Source organism: Candidatus Solincola tengchongensis, from assembly GCF_015711935.1.
In the GTDB taxonomy this organism is placed as follows: Bacteria; Actinomycetota; Geothermincolia; order Geothermincolales; family RBG-13-55-18; genus Solincola_A; species Solincola_A tengchongensis.
Genome location: NZ_MU158683.1, coordinates 1 through 7,517, shown reverse-complemented (window position 1 = coordinate 7,517; position 7,517 = coordinate 1). Strand labels below are relative to the sequence as shown.

Annotated in this window: 5 protein-coding genes and 1 pseudogene; 5 read left to right on the top strand and 1 reads right to left on the bottom strand. The window is 66.1% G+C overall.

What is annotated here, in order from left to right; translation table 11 throughout:
- The 5 genes from H7007_RS13490 to H7007_RS13470 all read left to right on the top strand — a co-directional run.
- A partial coding sequence (locus tag H7007_RS13490; RefSeq protein ID WP_287155878.1) for a class I SAM-dependent methyltransferase occupies positions 1-661 on the top strand: 661 nt, incomplete at its 5' end.
- Between the two features lie 54 nt (positions 662-715).
- The gene (locus H7007_RS13485) at positions 716-1,915 is read left to right on the top strand and encodes a glycosyltransferase family 4 protein (RefSeq protein WP_287155877.1); all 1,200 of its coding nucleotides are present in this window, start codon (positions 716-718) and stop codon (positions 1,913-1,915) included.
- Positions 1,912-3,033, top strand: coding sequence for a glycosyltransferase (locus H7007_RS13480; protein WP_287155876.1), 1,122 nt, complete (start codon positions 1,912-1,914; stop codon positions 3,031-3,033). The genes H7007_RS13485 and H7007_RS13480 overlap by 4 nt, the downstream gene beginning before the upstream one ends.
- On the top strand, positions 3,030-4,028 hold the full coding sequence (locus H7007_RS13475) for a class I SAM-dependent methyltransferase (protein WP_287155875.1): 999 nt from the start codon (positions 3,030-3,032) through the stop codon (positions 4,026-4,028). The genes H7007_RS13480 and H7007_RS13475 overlap by 4 nt, the downstream gene beginning before the upstream one ends.
- The gene (locus H7007_RS13470; RefSeq protein ID WP_287155874.1) at positions 4,028-5,107 is read left to right on the top strand and encodes a glycosyltransferase; all 1,080 of its coding nucleotides are present in this window, start codon (positions 4,028-4,030) and stop codon (positions 5,105-5,107) included. Before H7007_RS13475 ends, H7007_RS13470 begins: the two co-directional genes overlap by 1 nt.
- Position 5,108: 1 nt before the next feature.
- On the opposite strand, the pseudogene H7007_RS13465 reads toward H7007_RS13470, so the two are convergent.
- Positions 5,109-7,517, bottom strand: a pseudogene (locus tag H7007_RS13465) (hypothetical protein); the annotation flags it as partial.

The following is a 7,517-nucleotide window of genomic DNA, read 5'->3' as shown; positions in this document are numbered from 1 at the left end:
GAGCTATCGCAGTGGGGTGGACAGGTACTACGCCTGGGTGGAGCTGGGCCTGGGGGAGGAAGCGAGGGGCCACCTGGCGGAGGCGGCCAGGAGGTTCCCCGAGGACGTGGAGATCCTCAACCTCTGGTGCGGCAGGGGCGAGTTCCTGGAGGCGGCGAGGGAGGAGGGCAGGAAGGCCCTGGGCGTGGAGGAGGACTCCCGCCTGGTGCGTATCTGCCAGGAGAAGAACCTCCGGGTGCAGCACGCCTCCTCCCTGGATTACCTGGAGGCGGTGCCCGTGGACTCCCTCCCGGCGGTGTTCCTGCGGGACCTGGGGGAGAGGGGCAGCTTGGGCGACCTCTTGTGGGTGCTGAGCGCCCTGGCCTCACGGGTGGAGAAGACGGGCTCGGTGGTCATCCTCAACCACTATCCCCGCTCGGTCCTGGGAACGGAGGAGGCCTTCGCCGATCCCAGCCTGGAGCGCCTCGTCCACCCGGAGACCATGCGCGCCTTCCTGCACAACGCCGGGTTCCGCGAAGTGGAGGTGACATTCCTGGACCAGTTCGACGGGGAGGAGAGGCGGGCCTGGCTGGAGCGGCTGGGTGGAGAGGGCCTGGAGCTCCAGGACCTGGAGGAGGCGCTCTTCGCTCCCCGCCGCTACCTGGTGCAGGCCCGGCGCTGAAAGGGGCGCGGCCCGGTTTCCCTCGATGTTTGGAGTTCAGGAGGAGAAGAGGACTTGAGGGGCGAGAAGGTGGCCTTCGTCCCCCCGCGGTACGGCCGGACGGTGGTGGGGGGAGCCGAGGTCCTTACCCGCATGCTCGTGGAGGAGCTGCACTCCCGCGGTTGGCCCGTGGAGATCCTGACCACCGACGCCGTGGACCTCAACCGCCGGGAGGGCAAGGAGCGCTTCTCCGACCCCGTGGAGGTCATCAACGGGGTGACCGTACGGCGCTTTCCCTGGGACCGCACCAGGCTTACGCGCCGCTTCCACCGCCTGGAGCGCAGGATCGTGGAGGGGAAGAGGGTCTCCTTCTCCAGGCAGGAGTTCTGGTGCCGCAGCCTGGTGTGCAGCGAGGGGCTCCTATCCTACCTGGAGAGGAACGCCGAGCACTACCGCGCCTTCGTCTTCATCCCCTATCTCTTCGGGACCACCTACTGGGGCGTCAAGACGGTGCCGGAGAAGTCCTACCTCATCCCCTGCCTGCACGACGAGCCCTACGCACGGCTGGAGATCTTCCGCCGCATGATGCACTCGGTGCGCGGCGTGATGTTCAACACCCCGCCGGAGATGGAGCTGGCCCGCCGCCTCTACGGGCCGGACATAGCGGGGAAGGTTGTGGGGGGAGCGGCGCTCTACCCCTATCACGCCGACGGGGAGCGCTTCCGGCACATCTACTCGCTGAAGGGCGACTTCCTTCTCTACACCGGGCGCCGGGAGAAGCCCAAGAACACCCCCCTGCTGGTGAGGTATTTCTGCAACTACCTGGAGAACAGCGGACGGGAGGTGAAGCTTGTCCTGGCCGGCTCGGGCACGGTGGAGATACCCATGAGTTTCCGCAACCAAATCGTGGACCTCGGCTATCTCGAGGAGCGGGACAAGCGTGACGCCTATGCCGCCGCCACCGTGGTCTGCCAGCCCTCGGTCCGGGAGAGCCTCTCCCTGGTGCTCATGGAGGCCTGGCTGGCGGAGGTCCCCTGCCTGGTGCACGGGGATTGCGCGGTGACCCGATACCACGTGGAGCGCAGCGGCGGGGGGCTCTGGTTCGAGGATTACCCCACCTTTCACGAGGCACTGGATTTCCTCCTGGACCATCCCGAGGCCAGGCGGGCCATGGGGAGGAGGGGCAAGGAGTACCTCCTGGAGAACTATACCTGGGACCTCATCGTGCAGCGCTTCCAGGAGGTGTTGGAGGAGGGGGAGAGCAAGAGGGGATGAGGATCCACCAGTTGGTAGCCAGGCTGGACCCCGGTGACGCCATCAGCAATCAGGCGCTCTCCATGCACGAGCTCTTCCGCTCTTGGGGTTTCGAGTCCCACCTCTACGCCTTCGACATGGACGACTACGGCAAGAGGTTCGCGGAGTTCGACAACCGCTACCGCCGCTTCATGCACGAGCGGGACGACCTCCTCATCTACCATTTCGGGATCTACTGCGACAACCACCGCTACTTCCTGGAGAGCGCCAACCGCAAGGTGCTCATCTATCACAACATCACCCCTCCCGAGTTCTACGATCCCTACTACCCGGAGGCGGTGCGGCTGTGCCGCATGGGCCGGGAGCTCATGCCTCGCCTCAAGGAGTGCGACCTGGCGCTGGGAGATTCAGATTACAACCGGAGGGAGCTGGTGGAGGCGGGTTTCCCGGAGGAGAGGACGGGGGTCCTGCCCATCAACCCTCCGCTGAACAAGCTGGACGAGGTGGAGGAGGACCGGGCGCTCCTGCGGCGCCTGCAGGACGGCAGGACCAATCTCCTCTTCGTGGGGCGCGTGGTCCCCAACAAGCGGGTGGAGGACGTCGTCAAGCTCTTCGCCTGCTATCATTATGGGGTCAATGCCCGCTCCAGGCTGGTCATCGCCGGCATGCACCTGGCCACCTACCAGACGGCGCTCCTCTCCCTCACCGAGAGGCTGGGGCTCCTGGACAAAGTCCATTTCCTGGGAAAGGTGAGCGATTCCTCCCTCAAGGCCTGTTACCTCGGCGCGCATTACTACCTTTCCATGAGCGAACACGAGGGCTTCTGCGTCCCCCTCCTGGAGGCCTTCCACTTCGGTATCCCCGTCCTGGCCTACGCCGCCGGGGCGGTGCCGGAGACCATGGGAGGAGCGGGGGTGCTCTTCGAGGAGAAAGACTACCCCCTCCTGGCGGAACTCCTGGGAAGGCTGGACCGTGACGACCTCATGCGGGAGCGCATCGTCTCCGCGCAATACCGGAGGCTGGAGGACTTCCGCCCCGAGGCCTTCGCCGCCCGCCTCAGGGCGGTCGTCGATCGTTTCGCCTCCCCGGCGGGAGGGGAGAAAGCGCAGGCGGCAGCGGATGGGAGGGAGCCGGCGTGACCATCTACGTGAACGGGCGGGAACTCGAGGAGCACGGCCTGGTGGGTAAGTCGGAGGCCCGCAAACGGGCGGGGCTCTACCCGGAGGGCCTGCTCCGCGTCCTGGAAAGGAGTGCCAGGGACGAGCTGGCGGACAGCCGCTGCGCCATGGTGGAGGAGGTGCAGGAGCTGAACCGCGCCCTCTACGAGAGCGGGGCCCACCTGGAACCCCCTCCCGACCTGGCCCGGGAGGGCGAGAAGAAAGGGCGGCTGGAGTCCTTCCTGAGGCGCTTTCAGACCCGTTTCATACGCGCCGTGTGCGAGGGATATGTGCAGCAGCAGCAACTCTTCAATTCCTACCTCAGCAAGGGCCTCATCCTCTGTTTCCTCCAGGTCTACGGCAGGGAGGAGGAGATCCCCCTGGAAGGCGAGTCCATGCCGGATCCCGGCGCCCTCCGCCACGCGGAGTGGGAGCGGGAGACGGCCGAGGCGGTCGCCGCCGCTCTGCGCGGGTCCTCCTGCCTGGTGCTGGGCATCCCCGGCCTGGAGCTTCTGGAGGCACTGCAGGAGAAGGCGCGTTTGGTCCTGGCCGTGGACCCTTCCGAGGAGGTGGTGGCCAGGGCTCAGGCGCGCATGCTCCCTGCCTGGTGCGGCACCCGCTTCGCCGATCTCCTGGAGCTGGCAGGGGCGGAGGGAGAGGTGGTACTCGTCACCTGCCCGGAGGCCATTCCCGCAGGTGGGCTCAAGGAGTTGTTCGTGTGGGCCGCGGGCCACCTCCCGCCGGGCGGCAGGGTCCTGGTAGCCCTGAACGCCCCGTCCCCTGGAGGCATCGTGGACCGCGAGGGAGGGTCGCGGCCTTACACCCGCGCCTTCATATCCTCCCTCATGCGCAGCTGTGGTCTTGTGGCCGGCGAGCGGAGGCTTGATGGCAAAGTTTTCCTGGAAGGCCGCAAGGCCGAGGACGGTGGCGCCGGCGAAGGCGGGGGTGCCGCCGATGCAGGCGGGGAGGGTCGCTGATGCGCGCCCACCAGATCTGCGCCCGCCTGCAGTTCGGCGACGCGGTGACCAACCAGGTCCTGCGCATCCACGAGACATTGAGCTCCTGGGGGTGGGAGAGCCATGTCTACGCCTCGAGCAACGATGACGTCATGGCCCCGCTCAACGAGGGCCTCAGGGCCTACCGCCGCTTCATGGGTTCGCGGGAGGACATCCTCCTCTTCCATTACTCGGTCTACGACGACAACCACCGCCTCTACCTCGACAGCCGCAACCGCCGCGTGTTCATCTACCACAACATCACCCCACCGGAGCTCCTGGCCTCCTTCGACGCCCACCTGGCGGAGGTCTGCCGCCGCGGGAGGGAGCTGCTGCCCAGGCTCAGCCGCTGCGACCTGGCGCTGGGGGACTCGGAATACAACAGAAGGGAGCTGGTGGAGGCGGGTTTCGAGGAGGGGAGGACGGGAGTCCTCCCCATCTTCCTGGACTTGGAGAGGCTGGGAGGGGAGCACAACCCGCACCTCCTGGAGGAGCTGGAGGACGGCCGCGTGAACGTCCTCTTCGTGGGCAGGCTGGTCCCCAACAAGAGGGTGGAGGACCTCATCGACCTCTTCGCCTTCTACCACCACTACGTGAACGTCGCTTCCCGCCTTTTCCTGGTGGGCACATCATGGTCCGTGGACTACACGGAGGAGCTGGCCCGCCGGGTCAGGGCGTACGGATTGCGGGGCAGGATCTCCATCCCCGGGGGCTCGGAGGGAGTCAGCGATGAGGACCTGCGCGCCTATTACCGGGGAGCCCACCTCTTCGTCACCTGCAGCCTCCACGAGGGGTTCTGCGTGCCCCTCCTCGAGAGCATGTATTTTAGGGTGCCCATCCTGGCCCGACGCGCCGCCGCCATACCTCACACTCTGGGGGATGCAGGGGTCACCTTCGACAGCCTGGACATCCCCTTGCTGGCGGAGGTGATGGAGGAGATGGTCACCAACCGCTCCTTGAGGGAGGCGCTGTCGTCGCGCATGGAGAGGAGGCTCCAGGAATTCGATGCCTTCCGTACCGAGAAAAGGCTGAGGGATTACCTGGAGGCCCTGGCGGATTGAACTAACGAACCTCCACACGCAAGGTGACCGTCTCCCCTATCTGGGTCACGCACAGACAGTTGAGGGCCACGGTCAGGGTATAGTCTCCTGTTTGGAGGGGGGCCTGCAGGGCCACATAGAAGACCTCCATCTGTCCCGGGGACATGTCGCAGGGGAGCAGACCGTGCTGGACGCTGCGCAGTTCGGGCGCCTCCTCGGGGTCCCAGAAGGCGGTGACCTCCACTCTTCCGGCTTCCCCGGGCAAGTCCCTGTCCCAACCCGAAGCCCCCAGGTTGGCGGCGCTTACGGGCAGGGAGAACAGCTCGCCGGGGTTGAAGCGCAGCCGCAGCTCCTCTCCTCCCGGCTCGGCCCGGCCGACAGCGTAGGCTTTCTTGCCCAGGGCTTCGAGATCCAGGGAAAAGGATCCGGCAAGGCCCTCCCCGGCGCTTCCCGGAGGCACCCGGGTGACGGTGACCGGAAAGCGCCACTCCTCTCCCTGAAGGGGCCCGTCAAGAGCGGCGACGGTGAGCTCGTAGGTCCCTTCCCGCGCCGGAGCCCGGCCCCGGAACGCGGTGACCTTCCCCTCGCCGGGGTGGATGTAGAAGGGGAAGTAATAATAGGCCTCCTCGGAGAGCTCCTCCCGGCCCGAGGCGTCCCTCCAGGTGAGGCCCAGGTGCATGCGGTACTCGTCGGTGTTGAGGAAAGGACGGTCGGAGGGGTTGTAGAGTCCGAGGGAGGCGTTGAAGGCGGCTCCCGGGTTCACCTCCAGGGGGAGGAAGGGCCTTCTCTCCAGCCCCGAGGCGGGGAGGGTCTCCAGACCCTCCAGGGAGTAGAGGGTGATGTCCGGGGGGTAATCCCGGAGGAGAGAGACGCCCGGCAGGGACTCCAGCTGGGGGCGCAGGAAGCCTCCGGAATTTCCTGGAAAATAATCCCAATGAACCACCAGGTACCTGACTCCCAGGGCCCGGAGGAAGGAGAGGGAGCGCCGGCTGGGGAAGGAGAGCATCTCCGCGAGCGTCCGGCGGTAGAAGAGTGGATAATAACCGCTCATGCCGTTTACCAGCTTCTGCCAGTGATAGGTGGAGAAATAGGTGGCCAGCTGTTCGCGGAAGGCAGCCTTCAGGGCGTTGTCCACGTTCCCGTAGTTGATGACCAGGGGGTCCTCGTAGTCGGGGAAGTTCACCAGGGTGGGGGTGGGGACTTCGATCACCACGCCCCTCTCCATCTCCGCCAGGTCCCGGTAGACGGCGGGAACGCCGCCTCCCACGGGGACCGGTTCGAAGGGCATGAAGAGGGAGGAGAACTCCACGAACATGAGGGCCAGCACGGCGCAGGGCATGATGAAGGCGGTCCGGCGCCAGCCCCGCGATTCCAGGAACCGGAGAAACCACGCCGTTCCGTATGCGGCGAGCACGGAGAGGGAGAGGAGGACCACGATGTGGTAGCGGATGGGAAAACGCACCAGGCTGTAGATGGGCAGCTTGTGCAGGTATTTGAAGAGCAGGTTCTCGCCGCCGAGGAACCTCCTCCCCGTGGAAAGGACGAGGCAGAAAGCCGCCAGGAGGAGGAAGAAGAGGATGTAGGACCTCGGCCTTTTCCTATCCGGCGCTGGGGGTTGGACCTCGGCATCTTCACCTCCGCGAGGGGGAGCAGTTTGCGAGGCCGGTGTCGGAGAACTGCCTCCCGGAGCCGCCCCGGGTCCCTCAACCCCCTCGTCCTTGTCCGGGGAGGGGGCCGGGAAACCGGTTGCGTTTTCCCCGGCGCCGCCTGCTGCTACCGGTGTCCCTCCCGTGAGAAGCCGGTCGCAGCCCCGTTTTCCGAGGAACAGGGAGAGGAGGGCCAGGGCCAGCAGGGGCAGGACAGTGAAGCCGGGGAAGAGGGCATTGCCTTCCCCGATGTGCCCCCTGTTGAGGAAGTTCATATGGGAGTAGAGGAGGTTCTCGTCGATGACGCGGCGGTAGTCCGACGGCCTGGCCTCGAGTACCGGGTTCTCCGCCGGCCTGCTCTCCTCCTCGAGCACGTTGTCCCGCAGCCTCATGTAGGGGAGGGCGAAGGGGACAACGGCCAGGAGGCAGGCGGCGAGGACCAGTGAGGCGCCGGCCAGGGAGACCAGGTGCCTCCTGTTGCGCACGGAAAGAAGCCTCCACAGGAGGTAAAAGGCCAGGGGGATGGTGGAAAAGGCCAGCTGGTACCAGCTCAACAGGGCCTGTGACAGGAAGGCCAGCCCGAAGCCGAGGAGAAAGCGCTTCCCTCCCTCCTCGAAATAGCGGATGAGGAAGAGGAGAGCCAGGGGCTGAAGGAAATAGAGGGTCACGTGGACATGGACTATGGTGGAGAAGTGGTAAGGCACGAAGGCGAAGAAGAAGCCGGCCACCAGGCCCGCAGCCCGGCTGCGGGTGAGGTATTTGGCCAGGAGGTACATGGTGTACCC

Bases quoted from the DNA above. Each gene is read 5' to 3' on its own strand.
- H7007_RS13470 (WP_287155874.1), top strand. From the start codon at position 4,028: ATGCGCGCCCACCAGATCTGCGCCCGCCTGCAGTTCGGCGACGCGGTG.
- H7007_RS13480 (WP_287155876.1), top strand. From the start codon at position 1,912: ATGAGGATCCACCAGTTGGTAGCCAGGCTGGACCCCGGTGACGCCATC.